We start from the raw sequence: 18,800 nt of genomic DNA, 5'->3' as shown, positions 1-18,800 counted from the left end.
CCCCAGAACGTGCCCCACCCGTCCGGCCGGCCGTGGCTGCTGGGCCGCTGGGACCCGGAGGCGTTCACCCTGGGCGAGGCCGGGGACGCCCGGGTGGCGGTCATGGGCGAGCACGCGGTGTCCGGCGCCGAGGCCGCGCGGGCCGCCGGGGCCGTCCGGACGGCGGAGACCCTCGACGCGCTCGGCCGGTTCGCCGCCGCCTGGCCGGGAAGCTTCCACCTGCTGGCCCGGGACCCCGCCGGACGCGTCCGGATCCAGGGCGGCGTCGTCGGCGTACGACGCGTCTTCCACGCCCGTACGGGCCCGGCTGCCGTCGCGGCGGACCGCGCGGACGTGCTGGCCGACCTGCTCGACGCCGGTCTCGACGAGGACCGCCTGGCCGTCCAGCTGCTCGCGATGGGCCTGCTCCACCCCCTCAACTCCCGGCCGGTCTGGCACGGAGTGGAAGCCCTGCCCGGGGGCCACCACCTCACCCTCGGCCCCGAGGGCCCGGCCCGCACCCGGCGCTGGTGGACACCGCCGGAGCCGGACGTCCCGCTGGGCGAGGGCGCCGCGCGCCTCGCGGCGGCGCTGGGCGCCGCCGTCGACGTCCGCACCCGTGGCCGCTCCCTGGTCACCTGCGACCTCGGCGGCCTGGACTCCACCGCGGTGTGCTGCCTGGCCGCACGCGGCGACGCCAAGATCGTCGCCTATACGGCCGCCCTCCGCGACCCCCTCGGCGACGACACCCACTGGGCGCGCCGCACCATCGACGCCCTGGGCACCGTCGAGCACCACGAGATCCCGGCCGGGCAGGTGCCCCTGACCTTCGACGGCCTCGGCACCTTCGATCAGCTCCTCGACGCGCCCTCCCTCATGACGGTCGACCACAGCCGCCGCATGAGCATCGTGCGGCTGGCCGCCGAGCGCGGATCGGCCCTCCACCTCACCGGCATCGGCGGGGACGAGGTGCTCAGCGGCGCCTCCGCCCGCCTCCACGCCCTCGCCCCCAGGCATCCGCGCACCGCGCTGCGCCATCTGCGCGGCTACCGCGCCAAATACCGCTGGCCCCGGGGGCTCGTGCTCCGCCAGCTCCTCGACCGCCGCTCCTACCCGTCCTGGCTGGCGCGGGTCGCCGCGGACCTCACCGAGCCGCCCGCGCCGTCGAACGCGCCGGTGCTGGACTGGTCCGAGCGGCCCCGGATGCCCCACTGGGCGACTCCGGACGCGGTGGCCTCCGTACGCCGTCAGATCCTCGCCGCGGCCCGCACCGCGGCACCCCTGGCCCGGGACCGCGGCGCGCACCGCGAGCTGGCGACCATGGAGTGCATCTCCCGGTTCGCCCGGCACGTGGGACAGCTGGCCGGCCCGCTGGGCGTCGTCTGCTCGGCCCCGTACTACGACGACCGCGTCGTCGAGGCGGGCCTGTCGGTACGGCCGCAGGAGCGGATCACCCCCTGGCGCTACAAGCCGCTGATCGTCGAGGCCACCCGAGGGATCGTCCCCGAGGTCAGCCGCACCCGGGCCACCAAGGCCAACGCGTCCCTGGAGGAGGAGACGGGCCTGCGGGAGCACCGCGCCCGGCTGCTGGACCTGTGCGAGGACTCCCGCCTCGCGCGGCTGGGGCTGATCGACGCGGGCGCGCTGCGGGACTGGTGCCTGCGCCCGCTCGAAGTGGAGGTCGAGAGCAGCCTGTTGCACACCACCGTGGCCTGCGAGGTATGGCTGCGCTCACGCGAATCCATGGGCGGCTGACGCCGCGAGAACCGCTGACGCCGCGAGAACCGCTGACGCCGTGAAAACCGCTGACGCCGTGAAAACCGCTGACGTCGTGAACCGTCGACGCCGCGAACCGCTGAGGCGACCGAACCGGAAGGGTGGAACATGTCGCTCCGACTCCGCTCCGGAGTGGTGATGACCGAGACCGACTACGGCATCGCTCTGCTGGATCAGACCACTGGCGAGTACTGGACCCTCAACCCCACCGCCGCGCTCGTCCTGCGCACGCTCCTCGACGGGGAGTCCAGGGGACAGGCCGCCCACGCGCTGACCGCCCGCTACGACGTGGATCCCGGCGAGGCGGCCCGCGACGTCGAGCGCGTCTACGGCGAACTGCGGTCGGCCAGGCTGCTGTCCGGGACCCGGCCATGACGACCCCGGAGGCGGTTCCGTACCGTCCGGGCGCCGTCCCCCTCACCACCCGCTGGGCCGCCCGTGCCGCCGTCGCCCTCGCCCATCTGCTGGCCACCCAGCCGCCCGGGCGCATCCGCGCGGTCCTGCGCGTGCTCCGGCGCGGGGCCCGGCCCGCGAGCCTCGCCGAGGCGACCGGCGCCAGGGACGCGATCCTGGCCGTCAGCCTCGCCAGCGGAGGGCAGAAAGGCTGTCTGCCACGGTCCCTCGGCACGGTGCTGCTGTGCCGGATGCGTGGCCAGTGGGCCGTGTGGTGCGTAGGAGTCCGCGCCCGGCCGCCCTTCGCGGCACACGCGTGGGTGGAGGCGGAGTCGGTCCTGGTGGGCGAGGGCGCGCCGGCCGACTACTTCCAGCGCTTCTTCACCGTGGAGTGAGTGTCATGGAGACCGTGAACGCGCCGGCGGTGGCGCGGGAGAGCGAGGACGCGGGGCCCGCGGCGCGGCAGCGGGGCGCGGGCCGCCGGGCCCTGGCCCGGTACCTCCGGCCGCAGCGCGCCGCCATCCTCGGCGGCGCGCTGCTGGGGCTCGCCGGCGGCGCCCTGGGCCTGGCCCAGCCGCTGGCCGCCGAACGCCTGGTGAACGACCTCGAACGGGACCGGACGGCGACCACGGAGGTGATCGTCCTCGGTGTGCTCGTCCTGATGGGCGCGGTCCTCGTCGCCCTCGGCCACCTCGTGCTGGAACGGGCTGCCGAACGGCTCGTGTGCACCGCCCGGCGCCGGCTCGCCAGCACGCTGCTCAGGCTGCGGGTCCCCGTCGCCGAGCGCCATGAGCCCGGCGATCTGATATCCCGGGTCACCGCCGATACGACGCTGCTGCGCCAGGTGGCCACGCAAGCGATGGCCGCGGCCCTGACCGGCACCGTCATCACCCTCGTCACCGTCGTGATGATGGGGGTGCTGGACCTGGTGCTGCTCGGCGTGACCCTCTCGGTGATCGCGTTCATCAGCCTGACCAGCGGCCTGGTGATCCCCCGCATCGGCCGCGCCACCCGGCAGACCCAGGAGGCCGTCGGCGGCATGGGCGCCGCCCTGGAACGCGCCTTCGGCGCCTTCCGCACGGTCAAGGCGTCCGGAGCCGAGCAGCGGGAGATCGCCCGCCTCCACGAGGCCGCCGAGCGGGCCCGCCGCACGGGAACGCGCGCCGCCTCCTGGGAGGCCGTCTCGGACACCGTCTCCCAGGTGTCCGTGCAGGTCTCCTTCCTGGTGGTCCTCGGCGTGGGCGGGGTGCGCGCCGCCTCCGGGGCGATCGACGTCTCCACCCTCGTGGCGTTCCTGCTCTACCTCTTCTCGCTCGCCCCCCGCATCAACCAGCTCGTGGGCGCCGCGGGCCAGTTCCAGGTGGGAGCCGCGGCCGCCCTGCGGATCAGGGAGGCCGAGGAGATGGCGGTCGAGGACCCCGGCGCCGTGCCGGCGCCGGTCGCGGACACCGGATGCGGCCCCCGGCCGGCGTCCGTCGCCTTCGACCGGGTGCGCTTCGGCTACCGGCCCGGGCTGCCCGCCGTGCACCGCCGCATCTCCTTCACGGTGCCCGCCCGGGGGCTGACCGCCTTCGTCGGCCCGTCCGGCGCGGGCAAGACCACCGTCTTCTCCCTCATCGAGCGGTTCTACGAACCGGACAGCGGACGCGTCCTGCTGGACGGCCGGGACATCCGGCACTGGCCCCTGGCCACGCTGCGCGCCGCGATCGGCTACGTCGAGCAGGACGCGCCCGTCCTCGCCGGGACGCTGCGGGAGAACCTCCTCCTGGGCGTCCCGCACGCCACCGACGGGCAGCTCCACGAGGTCCTGCGCCGGGCCCGCCTCGACGACCTGGCCGGCCGGCTGCCGGAAGGGCTCGACACGGCCGTCGGTCACCGGGGCAGCATGCTCTCCGGCGGCGAGCGCCAACGCGTCGCGATCGCCCGCGCGTTGCTGCGCAGCCCGCGGCTGCTGCTCCTGGACGAGGCCACCTCGCAACTGGACGCGGCCAACGAGGCGGCCCTGCGGGGCACCGTCGCCGACGCGGCCCGGACGATGACGGTGCTGGTCGTCGCCCACCGGCTGTCCACGGTGACCGGCGCGGACCGGATCGTGGTCATGGAGGCGGGCCGCGTCCGTGCCGTGGGCACGCACGCCAAGCTGCTGGCGAGCGACGAGCTGTACGGGCAGCTGGCGGCCACGCAGTTGCTGGCGAACTGAGCGGCCGGGTGTGCGCGCGGTCGTGTGCGCGGCCGGGTGTGCGGCCGCGTGCACACAGCCGCACCCGGCACCACCTTCGGGTGAATGGATTGTTTGGGTTGACGGTGGGGGCCGGTCCTCGCGGGGATCATGCGAGGCGTACCTCCCGTACCGAGACGGAGCACGCCCCATGGCCAAGTGCGACACCTGCGGCAACGACTACTGGCTGGCCTTCGAGGTCAAGACCATCACCGGCGACACCTACACCTTCGACAGCTTCGAGTGCGCGATCGGCAAGCTCGCGCCCAACTGCGAACACTGCAAGACCCGCATCATCGGACACGGCGTCGAGGTCGCGGGGCGCTTCTTCTGCGGTGCGCACTGCGCCCGCGAGGGCGACTCGGGGCTGGGGCAGCAGATCCGCGACACGGTGGGGGCGCACCCTGGGTGACGAGGATGTCAGACCCTGGCGCGCAGCCATGGCCAGTAGCGCGGCAGGGCGCGCACCGGCCAGATCAGCACCCACCACCAGATGGCCACGAGGGGGGCGGCCAGGGCGACCAGGAAGGCGATGAGGGCGATGACGGCGATCGACGCGTTGTCGAACACCTCCCGGGCGACCTGCCGACGGGTGACCTCCGGCCTGCGGAGCGGGCCGGGGGCGCGCAGCCGCAGGGCCATGACGGTCAGCAGCGCGGCCTCGAGGCCGATGGCGCCCGTGTAGATGGCCATGGCCACGGGCGCGCCGCCGTGCTCGCTCAGCAGCCGGGCGGTGAAGGGCAGGAAGGCGATGACGGCCAGCAGGGCGAACTCCAGCCGGACCATGGCGCGGTCGAGGGTGGCCATCAGCCGGAAGAGCTTGTGGTGGCCGAGCCAGATCGCCCCGACGAGCACGAAGCTGACGAGGTACGCGATGACCTTCGGCAGCACGTGGCCGAACGCCTGGCCCACCTCCGCGTCGGGCAGGTCGTCCGGCACATGGATCTCCAGGGCCAGCAGCGTGATCGCGATGGCGGTCACGGCGTCGGCGAAGGCGAGCATGCGGTCCATTTCGATGACGTACGAGTCGCGCGCCACGGTCGCCAGCGTAGGGCGGATGCGGTGGCTTGGCGGGGTATCTACGGAAAACCGCACGATCGGATGATTTGCGGCCGCCGCCTCCCCCTCCTCGCGTGATTCCTCGCGTTCCTCGCGTTCCTCGCGCGACGTTTTCCACAACGGAAAATCGTCTGTTGCCGCTCCGGAAACAGTGTGCTTCACTTTCCGTCATGGCAACTGACGCGAACACGCGGTCGTCCCGGCCGCCCATGCCGTCCAGGGAAGGGGCCGCCGAGGCCCTGGCCCTGGCGGAGCAGGCGCAGGTGGCGGTCGCTTCCCTCACCCCCGGGCCGGCCTACGGCGTGAAGCTCTCCCTGGCGCTGGCCGGGGTGTACCTGTCCCACCTCCTCCCCGAGCCGTGGGACATGGTGGGCTTCGTCCTCATGTACGTGGTCATGGTGACCGTCATCGCGGTGCAGTTCCGCTCCAGCGGGGTCCGGCACCGGGTCCAGCCGGGAATGAAGCGGGGCATGCTCGGCGCGGCGGTCCTGGCCTTCGTGGTCTACCTGGCCGCGCTGTACCTGGACGACCATCAGGGCATGCCGTGGATATGGGCACCGGCGGGCCTGCTGGTGGGAGGGGGCATCCTGGTCCACGACAGGAAAACGCGGAAGAAGGGCATAGCAGCGTCGTGACCGCGCCCGAAGACGGCTTCAATGAGACGATCCACGCGCCGAACCGGCTCCGGATCTGCGCCGCGCTCGACGCCGTCGAGGAGATCGAGTTCGCGACCGTCCGCGAGACGCTGGGAGTGAGCCCGTCCGTGCTCAGCAAGCATGTGACGGTGCTGACCGACGCGGGGTACGTCGAGCAGCGGCGGGCCGTCCGTGAGACTCGGCAGCGCGTCTGGCTGCGCCTGACCAAGGACGGCCGCGACGCCTACCGCGCCCACCTCGCCGCCCTCCGGGCGATCGTCAACGCCGGCCTGGGGGAGGGCTGAACCGGCACCGGCACCGGCATCGGTATAGGCACCGGCATCGGTATCGGCTCAGCGGCGCCGTCCCGCGCCCTTGAGGGTGGCTCGCAGGTACTCGCGGTTCATCGTCGCGATCGACTGGAGGGGTATGCCCTTGGGACAGGCGGTGGCGCACTCGCCGGTGTTCGTGCAGCCGCCGAAGCCCTGGTCGTCCATGGCGCCCACCATGTCCAGCACCCGGGACTCGCGCTCCGGCGCGCCCTGCGGAAGGACGTTCAGATGCACCACCTTCGCGGAGGTGAAAAGCATCGCCGAGCCATTGGGGCAGGCGGCCACACAGGCGCCGCAGCCGATGCACTCGGCGTGTTCGAAGGCCAGGTCGGCGACGGGCTTGGGCACCGGCGTGGCGTGGGCCTCGGGCGCGGAGCCGGTGGGTACGGAGACATAGCCGCCGGCGCCGATCACCCGGTCGAAGGCCGAGCGGTCGACGACCAGGTCCTTGACGACGGGGAAGGCGGCGGCCCGCCAGGGCTCGATGTCGATGGTGTCGCCGTCGGAGAAGTGCCGCATATGGAGCTGACAGGTGGTGGTGCGCTCCGGGCCGTGGGCCCGGCCGTTGATGACCATGCCACAGGCGCCGCAGATCCCCTCGCGGCAGTCGTGGTCGAAGGCCACGGGCTCGTCCCCGGCGAGGATCAGCTCCTCGTTGAGGTGGTCGAGCATCTCCAGGAAGGACATGTCCTCGCTGATGCCGCCGACCTCATAGGTGGTCAGGGCCCCGGCGTCCTCGGGGGAGCGCTGGCGCCAGATGCGCAGGGTGAGGTTCACGCGTAACTCCGCTGGGTGGGGTGGACGTACTCGAAACGAAGCTCTTCCTTGTGGAGCACGGGCGGGGTGCCCGTGCCCGTGAACTCCCAGGCCGCGGCGTAGGAGAACTCCTCGTCCCGGCGGGCGGCCTCGCCGTCGGGCGTCTGGCTCTCCTCCCGGAAGTGGCCGCCGCAGGACTCCGTGCGGTGGAGGGCGTCGAGGCACATCAGCTCGGCGAGCTCCAGGTAGTCGACGATCCGGTTGGCCTTCTCCAGCGACTGGTTGAGCTCCTCGCCCGTCCCCGGCACCTTGATCCTCCGCCAGAACTCCTCGCGGAGCGCCGGGATACGGTCCAGGGCCTTGCGCAGGCCGCTGTCGGTGCGGGCCATACCGCACTCGTCCCACAGCAGTTCGCCCAGCTCGCGGTGGAAGGAGTCGGGGGTGCGGTCGCCGTCGTTGGCGAGCAGCCGGCGCAGCCGGGCGGTCACGCCGTCGACCGTCTCCACGACCGCCGGGTGGTCCGGCGGCACCTCGTCGTGGGGGTGGCGGGCCAGATAGTCGTTGATGGTGGAAGGGAGGACGAAATAGCCGTCGGCCAGGCCCTGCATCAGCGCGGAGGCGCCCAGCCGGTTGGCGCCGTGGTCGGAGAAGTTGGCCTCGCCGATGGCGAAGAGGCCGGGCACGGTGGTCTGGAGGTCGTAGTCCACCCAGAGGCCGCCCATCGTGTAGTGGATGGCCGGGTAGATCCGCATGGGGACCTCATAAGGGTTCTCCGCCGTGATCCGCTCGTACATCTCGAAGAGGTTGCCGTACTTCGTCTCGACGGCCTCGCGGCCCATCCGTGCGATGGCGTCCGCGAAGTCGAGGTAGACGCCCTGGCCGCCCGGGCCGATGCCGCGTCCCTCGTCGCAGACGTTCTTCGCGGCGCGGGAGGCGATGTCGCGGGGGACGAGATTGCCGAAGGACGGATAGATCCGCTCCAGGTAGTAGTCGCGCTCGTCCTCGGGGATCTCCGCCGGCGGCCGGGTGTCGCCCTTCGCCCTGGGCACCCAGATACGACCGTCGTTGCGCAGCGACTCGCTCATCAGCGTCAGCTTCGACTGGTGGTCGCCCGAGCGCGGGATGCAGGTGGGGTGGATCTGGGTGAAACAGGGGTTGGCGAAGTGGGCCCCGCGCCGGTGGGCGCGCCAGGCGGCGGTGGCGTTGGAGTTCTTGGCGTTGGTGGAGAGGTAGAAGACATTGCCGTAGCCGCCGCTGGCGAGGACCACGGCGTCGGCGAAGTAGGTGTCGATCCGGCCGGTGATCAGGTCGCGGGCGACGATGCCGCGCGCCCGGCCGTCGACGACGATCAGGTCGAGCATCTCGGTGCGGGCGTGCATCTCGACGTTGCCCGCGGCGATCTGGCGGCTGAGCGCCTGGTACGCGCCCAGGAGCAGCTGCTGCCCCGTCTGGCCACGGGCGTAGAAGGTGCGGGAGACCTGGGCGCCGCCGAAGGAGCGGGTGTCCAGCAGCCCTCCGTACTCGCGGGCGAAGGGGACGCCCTGGGCCACGCACTGGTCGATGATCTCGACGGAGACCTGGGCGAGCCGGTGGACGTTGGACTCCCTGGCGCGGAAGTCGCCGCCCTTGACGGTGTCGTAGAACAGGCGGTGGATGGAGTCGCCGTCGTTGCGGTAGTTCTTGGCGGCGTTGATGCCGCCCTGGGCGGCGATGGAGTGGGCGCGGCGCGGGGAGTCCTGGTAGCAGAACTGGACGACGCGATAGCCCTGTTCGGCGAGGGTGGCGCCCGCCGCGCCGCCCGCCAGACCGGTGCCGACGACGATGACGGTGAGCTTGCGGCGGTTGGCCGGGTTCACCAGCTTGGCCTCGAAGCGGCGGCGGTCCCAGCGCTCGGCGACGGGCCCGTCCGGGGCCGCGGTGTCGGTCAGCGGCGCGCCGACGGCATAGTGGAGGTACTCACTCATCTCAGCTCACGACTCCTGTGAGAACACCGATGGGCACGGCGATGAAACCGCAGGTCAGCAGGGTGGCCAGACCGCCTGAGAGGGCCTTGAGCAGCCGGTCGCGGCGGGGCGAGCCCACGCCCAGCGTCTGGGCCGCGCTCCAGAAGCCGTGCCGGATGTGCAGCCCGAGGGCCAGCATCGCGGCGATGTAGAAGGCGGAGACGTACCAGCGGTCGAAGGAGGCGACGAGGTTCTCGTACGGCCGCCCCTCCTGGGCGTTGGGGTTCACGGTGAGGGTGGTGAGGTCGAGGATGTGCCAGACGATGAACAATCCGAGGATCACCCCGCCCCAGCGCATGGTCCGGGTCGCGTAGCTCGTGCGCCGCCGTCCGCGCCCCTGGTACTTCACCGGGCGGGCCGCGAGGTCCCGGCGGCTGAGCTGGTACGCCGCCACACCGTGGAGGACGACCGAGACGCTCAGCGCCACCCGGGCCAGCCACAGGAACCACTTGTGGTGGAGGAACGGTTCGCCGATGGTGCGGATCCAGGCCCCGTAGTGGTTGAACTCCCCGGCCCCGAAGAAGACCTTGAGATTGCCCAGCATATGGGCGACCAGATACGCCAGCATGATCACGCCGGTGACCGCCATGACCGCCTTCTTGCCGACGGTCGAACGCCACACGGAGCCGATGAGGGACGGAGGCTTCGCCGTCCGGGTCGCCAGTGCCATGCCGCCGACGCTAGGACGGGGACGTTCGATGCGTCCAAGACATGATGGGGCTCGTTTCCATAGGCTCCCCCTATTTATCGTGGTGGGGTGCAACTTCAGCAGCTCCGCTACTTCGCCACGGTCGCCGAGGTCCGGCACTTCACCCGGGCCGCCGAGGCCCTCCATGTCGCCCAGCCCTCGTTGTCCCAGCAGATCAGGGCGCTGGAACGGGAGCTGGGTGCCGAGCTCTTCCACCGCGCGCGGGGCAATATCGCCCTCACCGACGCCGGCGAGGCCCTCCTGCCGCTCGCCCGCCGCGTCCTCGCCGACACCGAGACCGCCCGTCGTGAGGTGCAGGAGGTGGCCCAGCTGCGGCGCGGCCGGGTCCGGCTCGGCGCGCCGCCTAGCCTGTGCGCGAGCCTGGTGCCGGACGTGCTGCGCACGTACCACGCCCGGTTCCCCGGCATCGAGCTGCACGTCGACGAGGGCGGCTCACGGGATCTGGTGCGCCGGCTGGCCGACGGCGGGCTCGACCTGGCCCTGATCATCACCCCCCTCGGTGTGGGGGCTCCCGCGCTGGAGACGACGGAACTGCTGCGGGAGGACCTGGTGGTGGTGTCGGCACCGGACGGGCCCGCGCCCACGCGCCGGAGCCGGATCCGGGTGGGGGAGCTGCGGGATCTGCCGATGGTGATGTTCCGCGGCGGCTACGACCTGCGCGAGATCACCATCGCCGCCTGCCGGGCCGAGGGCTTCGAGCCCTCCTTCACCGTCGAGGGCGGCGAGATGGACGCCGTCCTCGGCTTCGTCCGCGCCGGGCTGGGCCTGGCCGTCGTCCCCGGCATGGTCGCCGCCCGCTCCGGGCTGAGGGTCACCCCCTTCGAGGGCGACCGGATGCGGCGGACCGTCGCCGTCGCCCACCGCAAGGACGCCCCGCCGCCGCGCGCGGCCCGCGAACTGCGCCGGGTGCTGCTGGAACACCTGGAAGCCACGCCGGACGAGGGTTAGCCACACACCGGACGGGGGCTAGCCACACACCGGACGGGGGTCAGGCCAGCGCCTGCCCCAGCGCCACTCCCGCGAACGCCGCGGCCAGCCCGCACACCACGCTCGCGACCACGTTGAGCGCCGCGTACCCCCGCGCCCCGTCCTCGGCCAGCCGCAGGGTCTCGTAGGAGAACGTGGAGTACGTCGTCAGCGCGCCGCACAGGCCCGTGCCCAGCAGCAGCCGCGTCGGCTCGTCCACCGAGCCCGTCAGCACGCCCAGCACCAGACAGCCCACGACGTTCACCGTGAACGTGCCCCAGGGGAACACCGAGTCGTGCCGGGACTGCACGAAGCGGTCCGTGAGATAGCGCAGCGGAGCACCGGCCATGGCGCCGGCCACCACGAGGAGCCAGTTCACGCGGGCCGCTCCCCGTCTCGGCCCCGGTAGGAGACGACCTCCACCCGGTCGAGGGTGACGAGGCCCCCGGTCACCAGCTCCGCCAGTTCCGGGAGGAAGGCCCGTACCCGGTCCTCCGTGTCCACGATCACCACCGCCACCGGCAGGTCCTCGCTCAGCGACAGCAGCCGGGCGGTGTGGACGCGGGAGGAGGCGCCGAAGCCCTCGACGCCCCGGAAGACACTCGCCCCGGCCAGGCCCGCCGCGTGGGCGCGGTGGACGACCTCGGAGTAGAGGGGCCGGTGGCCGTGGGTGTCGGACTCGCCCACGTACACGGTCAGCCGCAGCGCCGCGCCCTGAAGTCTCATCGTGCCCTCCGCGGGACGGACAGCCGTCGTGTCGCGGTCGCCGCCGCCCACACCGCGGCCAGCGCGATCAGCGGCGTCGCCACCAGACAGGCGATTCCCTCGGCCGCCCGGCCGTGCGTCACCAGCCGCTGCACGTCCACCGCGTAGGTGGAGAACGTCGTGAAACCGCCCAGCACCCCCGTGCCCAGGAAGGGCCGGGCGAGCCGGTGCGGGGTGCCGAGCTCGGCGATCGTCACCAGCAGCACCCCGATCAGGGCACAGCCCACCGCGTTGATCAGCAGCGTCGTCCAGGGGAAGGCGGCCTGCGGGGTCGGCCACACCAGCCCCGCGGCGTACCGGGCCACGGCCCCGAGGCCACCGCCGAGCGACACCGCGACGACGACCGGCCCCTGGCCGGCGGAGGCGCGCCGCGGCGCCCGCGTCCCGCTTCCCGTCACCGTCTCCGGTGGTGCCGCGCCCGTGGTGCCCATCGGGCCAGGCTAGCTCAGGGCTGTGCCGCGGCCGGGCCCGCCACCGCCGCCAGGCAGGCCTCCGCCCGGTCGGCGTCCATCAGCCACTCCTGATAGTCGGCCGGGTCGGCGAAGCCGTTGACGTAGCGGTGGGCGAGCGCCGGGTGCCGGGCGGCCGCCGCCATGACGTCCTCGAAGTGCCGGGGGCGCGCCGCGTCCAGCACCATGTTGGTGAACGCCGTGGTGTGCCGGGCGTGCTCCCACCAGCCCGCGAACGTCTCGTGCATCCACGCCCGGTCGAAGGGCCGCTCGCCCCGCTCCGCGATCGACGTCAGATAACGGTCCGCGCAGCGCGCCGCGTTGTTGGAGCCCTGCCCGGTGATCGGGTCGTTGAGGACCACCGCGTCGGCCATGCCCAGGACGTACGAGCCCGGGGCGACCTCCGCGACCGGGTGGCGCACCACGGGCGTGAGGCTCCCGGTGAGGGCCGCCCCCGGATCGGTCGGCTCGGCGTGGGCGCACAGCTCGTACTCCCACGGTGCGTACGAGCGCAGCAGCTGCCAGGTGCGCTCCAGCGCCGCACCCGGGCCGGAAACGTCTTGCCAGCAGTCGAACGGGCCGCCCGGATACCCCTCCCACAGCAGGATCACGCACGGCCCCGAGCCGGTGAGCGCGGGCAGCACGAAGAACTCCCCGGCCCCCGGGAACGCCGACATCCGCAGGAACGACGGCGGAAGCTCCGGATCCGGCCGTACCCCGTGGACGTACACACAGGCCAGGACCCGCTGCGGCCGCTCGTACGGGCTGTGCCGCTCGTCCCGCCCGAAGACCTCCCCCAGTGGGCCGTGCCCCGTGGCCAGCAGGGTCAGCTCATACCCGGCGGCCAGCTCCGGCAGCTCCTCGGCGGCGACCGGCCGGTACTCCACCTGCCCCCCGCGCTCCTCGAACAACTCCAGCCACCGCGCCGTCTTCACCCGCTGGTCGACGGACTGGGCGGGCACGTCCAGCCGGGCCCCCACGGCCCGCTCCGGCACCCGTACGCCCGGGGGATCGACGGGGCTGATGACCACGCCGTCGATCGCCGGGGTCTGCTGGTCCCACAGATTCAGCCCCGCCCGCCGCTCCAGGGCGAGGGCCGGACCGTACATCAGCTGGGTGGACAGCACCCGCCCGGCCCGGACCTCCTGCGGCGTACGGGCGGCGACGACGGTCACGTCGTACCCCCGCTCCCGCAGCCCCAGGGCCAGCTGCAAGCCCGCCTGGCCCGCGCCGACGATCGCGATCCTGCGCATGGTTGCCTCCGAAAAAGCCGGATTCCCGTGGCCCGCACCCGATGTAACAGGCCTCGGCGCGCCCTGTACAGACGGCACGCGAAGGCCGCGCCGACCGTTACCCCCGCTGCGCGACGGGCTCGCTGGTTGGCAGGAAACCGGCGCTTCCGGCGGGCCGGGCTGGGCAGTCTTCCGACCGGTCACCCTCCGCCACCGAGAGCGGAGCCGCCGCTCGTCAGGGGCGGTCGAAGGCCGCGACCGGTCCAGGGAGGCAGAGGCACCAGCATGACGAAACGACACCATTCACCGCCACGCCCCGTGCCGCCCGGCTCGGTGCCGCCGCAGCTCCAGCGCGCGAAGATGCTCGACCGCGTCGAGGAACGGCTGCGCGGCCTGTTCGAGGAGGAGCACCGGCGGCGGCGCACCGCCGACGCCCGCGGCGCCGAGCTCATCGAGTCCCTCGCCGAGCTGCTGTCCGCCGGCGGGGACCGGGCCCGGCCGGTCATCTTCCTCACCGGCTACCTCGCGGCCGGCGGCGACCCCACCGGGCGGGCCGCCGACCTCGCCGTCGACACCGCCGTCGCCCTCGAACTGCTCGACACCTGCACCCTCATCCGCGGTGACGTCCGCGACGACGCGACCCTGCGCCGGGGCATTCCCACGCTCCACGTCGGCCGGGCCGCCGAGCACGAGCGCAACGGCTGGGCGGGCGAGTCCCGGCGTTTCGGCGAGTCCACGGCGACCCTCGCCGGCGATCTCGCCCTCGCCCACGCCGACCGGCTCGCGCTGCCGCTGCCCGGCGAGGCCCGGCGGATCTGGGACGAGCTGCGCGTGGAGCGGGTCATGGGCTCGTACACGAGGGAGGCCATGGCCGCCGAATACCTGGAGGACCCCTGGCCGGGGCGCTGCGTCTCCGGCTGCGACCGCGGCTGCACGGCGGGCTGGTACGCCCTGCGGGACCCGCTGCGCCTGGGCGCGGCGCTCGCGGGCCGGGCGGACCTGGGGCTCTCGTACGACGCGTACGCGCGCCCGCTGCACGCCGCGTGGCGGTTACGGGGCTTCCTCGACGGCGGCCCGGAGTACGGCTGGGACGCCCGGCTGCTGCGGGAGATCCTGCTCGACCCGGAGGAGCGGGACGTCGCCGAGCAGATGATCGAGGAGCTCGTCGACCACGCGTGCAGGAGCGCGGCGGGCCTGTCGCTGGCCACGGGCTGGCACGAGGAACTGGCGTCCTTCGCGGCCAGGGTGGCGGCACAGGACGATTGACCGACGGCCGCCCGGTACCCCGCGCTCTCGGCGCGGGGTACCGGGCGCCCGGTCCGGCTGCACCCCGACGGCGGGGCAGCCGACTACGCGCCGACCGCGATGGCCGTCACGACAAGACCGTCCCGCACGAGCCACCGCCCCTCGAACCCCGACAACCGCCCGCCCGTGGCCGCCCGGAGCGGCTCCGGAGTCAGAATCGTCACTCTGAAGGTCTTTGCGTCCGCATCGACCTCGAGAATCGCGTCCTGAAAGTCCAGCCACTGCTTCGTCAGCGGAAACCAGGCCTTGTAGACGCTTTCCTTGGCGCTGAACACCAGCCGGTCCCAGCACACCTCGGGGCGTTCCGCGGCGAGCCGGGTCAGCCAGCCCCGTTCCTCGGGGCGCGTCACCAGTTCCCGGACCCCGCCGTTGGGCAGGGGCTCATGGGGTTCCGCGTCCAGTCCGATCGTCAGAATGTCGGTGGCGCGGGCCACCGCCGCCGCGCGATAGCCCGCGCAGTGCGTCATGCTGCCGATCACACCGGAGGGCCACTGGGGCGCGCCGCGCTGGCCGGGCACGATGGCGACGGGCGCGACGCCCAGCCTGCCCAGGGCCGTACGGGCGCAGTTCCGCACCGTGGTGAATTCCCGGCGCCGTTTCTCCACGGACTTGGCGACCAGCGCCTCCTCCTCGGGGAAGAGCGCGGGCACATCGGCCGGATCGGCGAATGCCTCGGCCGTCTCGATCGGTAAAGGCAGCAGGGTCCCAATCATTTTCGCCCGTCATTCCCCTGGTCGAAGCGGCCGGAGTGTCTGTACGAAAGGAACCCTGCCAGCTCGGCATCCCATGGGGAAACCCCCATTTCTGTTGATCGGCCCACACCCGGGATCACCCGGACGCTTCATCGACGAAACCTTTGCGACCTCCAAACGTTGATCCGGGCTCCCGGCCGTCACCGACCGGGTGCTCGTCCGTACGACCAAGCAAAGGTGTCTCCCCATGTCACGTATCGCCAGGGCAGCAGTCGTCACCGCCGCCGTGGGCGCCACGCTCGCCGGTTTCGCCGGCGCCGCTGTCGCCGACGCCGGAGCCAAGGGCGCAGCTGTCGGTTCCCCGGGTGTCGTCTCGGGCAACGTCATCCAGGTCCCGATCCACCTCCCGATCAACCTCTGCGGCAACTCGATCGACATCGTCGGCCTGCTCAACGCGGCATCGGGCAACGTCTGCATCAACGGCTGACACCCGTCCGACGTAGCTGGACCGTGGCTCCGGGACCCTCCCCGGCCCGGAGCCACAGGGGGTTGTACGTCCCGAAGAAGGGCTCGGGCTCCCGGCCGGACGGGCCGGGGGCCTGTCCTGCACGACCAAGCAAAGGTGTTCTCTCCCCATGCCTCGAATCGCCAAGGCCGCGGCGCTGACCGCTGCCGCGGGCGCCACGATCGCCGGATTCTCCGGCAGCGCCGTCGCCGACTCCGGAGCCTTCGGTGCGGCTGCTCACTCCCCGGGTGTCATCTCGGGCAACACGATCCAGATCCCGATCCACCTCCCGATCAACCTCTGCGGCTTGCCGATCAACATCGCCGGCCTGCTGAACCCGGCCTCCGGAAACGTCTGCGTCAGCGGGTGACGACCGCCGGGCGTTGATCCAGACTCCCGTTCCAACAGGCCGGGAGCCCATCCTGTACGACCGAACGAAGGTGTTCTCTCCCCATGTCACGAATCGTCAAGGTCGCGGTGCTGACCGCTGTCGCGGGCGCCACGCTCGTCGGCTTCTCCGGCGGGGCCGTCGCCGACTCCGGAGCTTTCGGCGCGGCTGCCGGTTCCCCGGGTGTCGTCTCGGGCAACGTCATCCAGGTCCCGATCCAGATCCCGATCAACCTCTGCGGCAACGCCATCGACATCGTCGGCCTGCTCAACCCGACGTTCGGCAACACGTGCATCAACAGCGACGTTCACCCCGTCATTCACCACGAGGAATACGAGCACCACGAGCACCACGAGCGCTGATCGTTGGCTCCAGGGCGCTCTCCGGCCCGGAGCCGTAGTCGTACGCCCTGTGTGCCAGGGGCGTTCGAACGTAGGATCTTGCCCCACGACTGCGGCGGGCCAGGGGGCGGGAACGCATGGGCGACGACATCCGGAACGCCATTGAGGGCGGGACGTACGACGGCGTGGTGATGCAGGGGCGGGATCTGCAATACCACCAGCACCATCATCACCACGCCGCCGTGAAGACGCGAACGCCCCGCCTGCTGGCCCCGGATCCGGACGTGTTCGTCGACCGCCACCCGGTCTTCGCCGAGCTCGAACGCGCCGCCGCCGGCCGCGCCGCGCGGAGCACGCCCCTGATCGTGGCACTCACCGGCCTCGGCGGCATGGGGAAGACGGCCACCGCCCTGCGCTGGCTGCACCGGCTGCGCCGGCACTGCCCCGGCGGTCAGCTCCAGGCCGACATGAGCCCGCACGGCCACCTGGCGCCGCTCGACGCCTACTCCGTGCTCCAGGGCTTCGTCCAGGAGCTGGGTACACGGGCGGACGAGAGACCCGCTGGGCAGGCCGCGCTGGAGGCCCACTACCGCTCGCTGACGGCACGCAGGCCGTTGCTGGTCCTGCTGGACGACGTGGTGAACGTCGGCCAGGTGCGGCCGCTGCTGCCCGCGCACCCCGGCAGCGTGGTCGTCGTCACCAGCCGTATGCCGCTGACCGCGCTGAAGGCCCGTCACCCGAGCATGCTCAGCCTGACACTGGGCAGTCTCGACAGGGAGGCCAGCACCGAGCTGTTCCGCGCCGTGGCCGGTGAGGACGCCGTCCCGGACGTGACCGCCCTGGAGAGCGTGCTCGCCGCCTGCGGCGGCTATCCGCTCGCCGTGCGGATCGCCGCGGCCCGCGCGGGCGAGCTGTACGGGCTCGGCGAGGACCCCGCCGGACTGGCCCGCGAACTCGGCGATCACCGGACCCGCCTGGAGGCGCTCGCAGTGGACGACCTCTCCGTCCCCCAGGTGCTGGAAGCCGTCCACCTGTCCCTGGCCGACGGCCCGGCCGCGCTCTACCGGGCGCTCGGCGCGCACCCGACGCCGGAGTTCTCCCGCGACCTGGTGCGCCGGCTGGCCGGGAACGACACCGACGCGCGCACGCTCGTACGGGAACGGGTCCTGGAACCGGCCGGGGAGGGGCGGGTGCGCATGCACCGGCTCGTCCACGACCACGCGCGGGCGGTGGGGGCGGCGGTGCGCGAAGGGTCGGCGGACCGCCTGCTGGAGTGGTACCTCCACCGGGCGGCGGCCGTGGAACGGGCGGTCTCCGACCGCTGGCGGTACGGCCCGGTGTTCGCCACGCCCGGAGGCGCCTCCGCCTTCGCGGACGCCGCCGAGGCCCTGGACGCGTTCGAGCCCGACCGCGCCAACGCGGTGGCGATGACGCGGCTGGCCCACGACCTGGGACGGAACGCCATGGCCTGGCAACTGGCCGAGGCGCTGCGCGGGTTCTTCTTCCGGCGCAAGTACCACGGGGACTGGATCGAGGTGTGCGAGCTGGGCCTGAAGGCCGCCGGGGAGTGCGGTGACGGCCTCGCCGTGGCCCGTATGCACTACGAGCTGGCCTTCGCCCACGCCGACCGCGGCGACGCGACCGACACCGGGACCGCCGGGGGCCACTACCGGGAGGCGCTGCGGCTGGCGACCGCCGCCGGGCACGCGCGCACGGAGTCCTCGGCCCTGGAGGGCCTGGGCCTGCTCGCGCTGCGCGAGGGAGCCCCGGAGGACGCCGCGGAACACTTCCGGCGGGCGGTCCGGGCACTGGACGGCCTCGACCACCCGCGCGGCCGGGCGCTCCTCACCTTCCACCTGGGCCGCGCCCACGCCGCCGGACACCGCCACCAGGAGGCGGCCGAACTGCTGCTGCGCGCCCGCCGGATGTTCGCGGAACTCCCGGGCCGCCCCGACCGCTTCAACGAGGCCAAGGCCCTCTGGCACCACGCCCGTGCCCGCCTCCGGGCGGACCGCCCGGACGAGGCCCTGCCCAGCCTGGACGAGGCCGTCACCCTGATCGAGGACTGCGGCGCCCCCAAGGAGCAAGCCGACATACTGCTCGACCGAGGCGACCTCCTGGCGACCCAGGGCAAGCGACCGGAGGCGGAAGCGGACTGGCGGCAGGCACTGACCCTGTACGAACAGGCGGGCAGCACCCAGACGAAGAAGGCAAGGGAACGACTGGGGTAACAGGGTTTGTGCCCACCGGCCCGCACTCACCCCACTACCTGCAGCGCCCCTACCTCACCCCCGACC

Annotated in this window: 22 protein-coding genes; 13 read left to right on the top strand and 9 right to left on the bottom strand. The window is 72.8% G+C overall.

From position 1 onward, the window contains the following. The 5 genes from K6I33_RS15315 to K6I33_RS15295 form a co-directional block, all read left to right on the top strand. On the top strand, nt 1–1,734 hold a 1,734-nt coding region (locus K6I33_RS15315; RefSeq protein WP_229352108.1), incomplete at its 5' end, for an asparagine synthase-related protein. A gap of 129 nt (nt 1,735–1,863) precedes the next feature. Next, nucleotides 1,864–2,130: a lasso peptide biosynthesis PqqD family chaperone gene (locus K6I33_RS15310; protein WP_189452483.1), complete on the top strand. Its 267-nt coding sequence runs from the start codon at nt 1,864–1,866 to the stop codon at nt 2,128–2,130. After that, entirely contained in the window at nt 2,127–2,543 is a 417-nt protein-coding gene (locus tag K6I33_RS15305; RefSeq protein WP_229352105.1) for a lasso peptide biosynthesis B2 protein, read from the top strand. The genes K6I33_RS15310 and K6I33_RS15305 overlap by 4 nt, the downstream gene beginning before the upstream one ends. 5 nt (nt 2,544–2,548) lie before the next feature. Further along, a complete protein-coding gene (locus K6I33_RS15300) occupies nt 2,549–4,348 on the top strand; it encodes an ABC transporter ATP-binding protein (protein WP_229352103.1) in 1,800 nt (599 codons plus the stop codon). 169 nt (nt 4,349–4,517) lie between these two features. Next, on the top strand, nt 4,518–4,778 hold the full coding sequence (locus K6I33_RS15295; protein WP_229352101.1) for a Prokaryotic metallothionein: 261 nt from the start codon (nt 4,518–4,520) through the stop codon (nt 4,776–4,778). 8 nt (nt 4,779–4,786) lie between these two features. Here the strand turns inward: K6I33_RS15295 and K6I33_RS15290 are convergent, their stop codons facing one another. Next, nucleotides 4,787–5,404, bottom strand: coding sequence for a TMEM175 family protein (locus K6I33_RS15290; RefSeq protein ID WP_229352099.1), 618 nt, complete (start codon nt 5,402–5,404; stop codon nt 4,787–4,789). A 191-nt stretch (nt 5,405–5,595) separates the two neighbouring features. On the opposite strand from K6I33_RS15290, the gene K6I33_RS15285 reads away from it, so the two are divergent. Both K6I33_RS15285 and K6I33_RS15280 read left to right on the top strand, forming a co-directional pair. Further along, on the top strand, nt 5,596–6,060 hold the full coding sequence (locus K6I33_RS15285; protein ID WP_229352097.1) for a hypothetical protein: 465 nt from the start codon (nt 5,596–5,598) through the stop codon (nt 6,058–6,060). Beyond that, the gene (locus K6I33_RS15280) at nt 6,057–6,365 is read left to right on the top strand and encodes a transcriptional regulator (RefSeq protein WP_229352095.1); all 309 of its coding nucleotides are present in this window, start codon (nt 6,057–6,059) and stop codon (nt 6,363–6,365) included. Before K6I33_RS15285 ends, K6I33_RS15280 begins: the two co-directional genes overlap by 4 nt. 48 nt (nt 6,366–6,413) lie before the next feature. Here K6I33_RS15280 and K6I33_RS15275 read toward each other — a convergent pair whose 3' ends face one another. Genes K6I33_RS15275 through K6I33_RS15265 form a run of 3 tightly spaced genes read right to left on the bottom strand, consistent with a single transcriptional unit; the run spans nt 6,414 to nt 9,821 of the window. After that, nucleotides 6,414–7,169: a succinate dehydrogenase/fumarate reductase iron-sulfur subunit gene (locus K6I33_RS15275; RefSeq protein WP_229352092.1), complete on the bottom strand. Its 756-nt coding sequence runs from the start codon at nt 7,167–7,169 to the stop codon at nt 6,414–6,416. Continuing rightward, complete coding sequence (locus tag K6I33_RS15270; RefSeq protein ID WP_229352090.1) at nt 7,166–9,112, bottom strand: fumarate reductase/succinate dehydrogenase flavoprotein subunit; 1,947 nt, start codon at nt 9,110–9,112, stop codon at nt 7,166–7,168. The genes K6I33_RS15275 and K6I33_RS15270 overlap by 4 nt, the downstream gene beginning before the upstream one ends. A 1-nt stretch (nt 9,113) precedes the next feature. After that, a complete protein-coding gene (locus tag K6I33_RS15265) occupies nt 9,114–9,821 on the bottom strand; it encodes a succinate dehydrogenase cytochrome b subunit (RefSeq protein ID WP_229352089.1) in 708 nt (235 codons plus the stop codon). Between the two features lie 87 nt (nt 9,822–9,908). Between K6I33_RS15265 and K6I33_RS15260 the strand changes: the two genes are divergently transcribed. After that, nucleotides 9,909–10,808, top strand: coding sequence for a LysR family transcriptional regulator (locus K6I33_RS15260; protein WP_229352087.1), 900 nt, complete (start codon nt 9,909–9,911; stop codon nt 10,806–10,808). Between the two features lie 40 nt (nt 10,809–10,848). Here K6I33_RS15260 and crcB (K6I33_RS15255) read toward each other — a convergent pair whose 3' ends face one another. Genes crcB (K6I33_RS15255) through K6I33_RS15240 form a run of 4 tightly spaced genes read right to left on the bottom strand, consistent with a single transcriptional unit; the run spans nt 10,849 to nt 13,293 of the window. Beyond that, on the bottom strand, nt 10,849–11,205 hold the full coding sequence (crcB, locus tag K6I33_RS15255; protein WP_229352085.1) for a fluoride efflux transporter CrcB: 357 nt from the start codon (nt 11,203–11,205) through the stop codon (nt 10,849–10,851). Then, on the bottom strand, nt 11,202–11,552 hold the full coding sequence (locus K6I33_RS15250; RefSeq protein WP_229352083.1) for a DUF190 domain-containing protein: 351 nt from the start codon (nt 11,550–11,552) through the stop codon (nt 11,202–11,204). The genes crcB (K6I33_RS15255) and K6I33_RS15250 overlap by 4 nt, the downstream gene beginning before the upstream one ends. After that, on the bottom strand, nt 11,549–12,022 hold the full coding sequence (gene crcB / locus K6I33_RS15245) for a fluoride efflux transporter CrcB (protein WP_229352081.1): 474 nt from the start codon (nt 12,020–12,022) through the stop codon (nt 11,549–11,551). Before crcB (K6I33_RS15245) ends, K6I33_RS15250 begins: the two co-directional genes overlap by 4 nt. A gap of 14 nt (nt 12,023–12,036) precedes the next feature. Continuing rightward, on the bottom strand, nt 12,037–13,293 hold the full coding sequence (locus K6I33_RS15240; RefSeq protein WP_229352079.1) for a styrene monooxygenase/indole monooxygenase family protein: 1,257 nt from the start codon (nt 13,291–13,293) through the stop codon (nt 12,037–12,039). A 264-nt stretch (nt 13,294–13,557) separates the two neighbouring features. On the opposite strand from K6I33_RS15240, the gene K6I33_RS15235 reads away from it, so the two are divergent. Then, nucleotides 13,558–14,538 (top strand): polyprenyl synthetase family protein, encoded by a 981-nt coding sequence (locus tag K6I33_RS15235; protein ID WP_229352076.1) that lies wholly within the window; start codon nt 13,558–13,560, stop codon nt 14,536–14,538. An 83-nt stretch (nt 14,539–14,621) separates the two neighbouring features. Here K6I33_RS15235 and K6I33_RS15230 read toward each other — a convergent pair whose 3' ends face one another. After that, nucleotides 14,622–15,290 carry a 4'-phosphopantetheinyl transferase gene (locus K6I33_RS15230; protein WP_229352074.1) on the bottom strand — a complete coding sequence of 223 codons (669 nt, stop codon included), beginning with the start codon at nt 15,288–15,290 and terminating at the stop codon, nt 14,622–14,624. Nucleotides 15,291–15,516: 226 nt separating this feature from the next. On the opposite strand from K6I33_RS15230, the gene K6I33_RS15225 reads away from it, so the two are divergent. From K6I33_RS15225 to K6I33_RS15210, 4 genes are all read left to right on the top strand, one after another. After that, nucleotides 15,517–15,756: a chaplin gene (locus tag K6I33_RS15225; protein ID WP_229352072.1), complete on the top strand. Its 240-nt coding sequence runs from the start codon at nt 15,517–15,519 to the stop codon at nt 15,754–15,756. Nucleotides 15,757–15,904: 148 nt separating this feature from the next. Beyond that, nucleotides 15,905–16,144: a chaplin gene (locus K6I33_RS15220; protein ID WP_229352070.1), complete on the top strand. Its 240-nt coding sequence runs from the start codon at nt 15,905–15,907 to the stop codon at nt 16,142–16,144. An 83-nt stretch (nt 16,145–16,227) separates the two neighbouring features. Next, on the top strand, nt 16,228–16,524 hold the full coding sequence (locus K6I33_RS15215; protein WP_229352068.1) for a chaplin: 297 nt from the start codon (nt 16,228–16,230) through the stop codon (nt 16,522–16,524). Between the two features lie 116 nt (nt 16,525–16,640). Further along, complete coding sequence (locus K6I33_RS15210; protein WP_229352066.1) at nt 16,641–18,734, top strand: tetratricopeptide repeat protein; 2,094 nt, start codon at nt 16,641–16,643, stop codon at nt 18,732–18,734. Nucleotides 18,735–18,800: the final 66 nt, after the last annotated feature.

It is taken from the genome of Streptomyces sp. UNOB3_S3, assembly GCF_020740895.1.
In the GTDB taxonomy this organism is placed as follows: domain Bacteria; phylum Actinomycetota; class Actinomycetes; order Streptomycetales; family Streptomycetaceae; genus Streptomyces.
Note: the sequence above shows the minus strand (reverse complement) of the source record. Positions and strands in the feature narration are given on the sequence as shown.

Bases quoted from the DNA above. Each gene is read 5' to 3' on its own strand.
- K6I33_RS15310 (WP_189452483.1), top strand. From the start codon at position 1,864: ATGTCGCTCCGACTCCGCTCCGGAGTGGTGATGACCGAGACCGACTAC.
- K6I33_RS15305 (WP_229352105.1), top strand. From the start codon at position 2,127: ATGACGACCCCGGAGGCGGTTCCGTACCGTCCGGGCGCCGTCCCCCTC.
- K6I33_RS15300 (WP_229352103.1), top strand. From the start codon at position 2,549: ATGGAGACCGTGAACGCGCCGGCGGTGGCGCGGGAGAGCGAGGACGCG.
- K6I33_RS15295 (WP_229352101.1), top strand. From the start codon at position 4,518: ATGGCCAAGTGCGACACCTGCGGCAACGACTACTGGCTGGCCTTCGAG.
- K6I33_RS15285 (WP_229352097.1), top strand. From the start codon at position 5,596: ATGGCAACTGACGCGAACACGCGGTCGTCCCGGCCGCCCATGCCGTCC.
- K6I33_RS15270 (WP_229352090.1), bottom strand. From the start codon at position 9,112: ATGAGTGAGTACCTCCACTATGCCGTCGGCGCGCCGCTGACCGACACC.
- K6I33_RS15265 (WP_229352089.1), bottom strand. From the start codon at position 9,821: ATGGCACTGGCGACCCGGACGGCGAAGCCTCCGTCCCTCATCGGCTCC.
- K6I33_RS15250 (WP_229352083.1), bottom strand. From the start codon at position 11,552: ATGAGACTTCAGGGCGCGGCGCTGCGGCTGACCGTGTACGTGGGCGAG.
- crcB (WP_229352081.1), bottom strand. From the start codon at position 12,022: ATGGGCACCACGGGCGCGGCACCACCGGAGACGGTGACGGGAAGCGGG.
- K6I33_RS15240 (WP_229352079.1), bottom strand. From the start codon at position 13,293: ATGCGCAGGATCGCGATCGTCGGCGCGGGCCAGGCGGGCTTGCAGCTG.
- K6I33_RS15235 (WP_229352076.1), top strand. From the start codon at position 13,558: ATGACGAAACGACACCATTCACCGCCACGCCCCGTGCCGCCCGGCTCG.
- K6I33_RS15230 (WP_229352074.1), bottom strand. From the start codon at position 15,290: ATGATTGGGACCCTGCTGCCTTTACCGATCGAGACGGCCGAGGCATTC.
- K6I33_RS15225 (WP_229352072.1), top strand. From the start codon at position 15,517: ATGTCACGTATCGCCAGGGCAGCAGTCGTCACCGCCGCCGTGGGCGCC.
- K6I33_RS15220 (WP_229352070.1), top strand. From the start codon at position 15,905: ATGCCTCGAATCGCCAAGGCCGCGGCGCTGACCGCTGCCGCGGGCGCC.
- K6I33_RS15215 (WP_229352068.1), top strand. From the start codon at position 16,228: ATGTCACGAATCGTCAAGGTCGCGGTGCTGACCGCTGTCGCGGGCGCC.
- K6I33_RS15210 (WP_229352066.1), top strand. From the start codon at position 16,641: ATGGGCGACGACATCCGGAACGCCATTGAGGGCGGGACGTACGACGGC.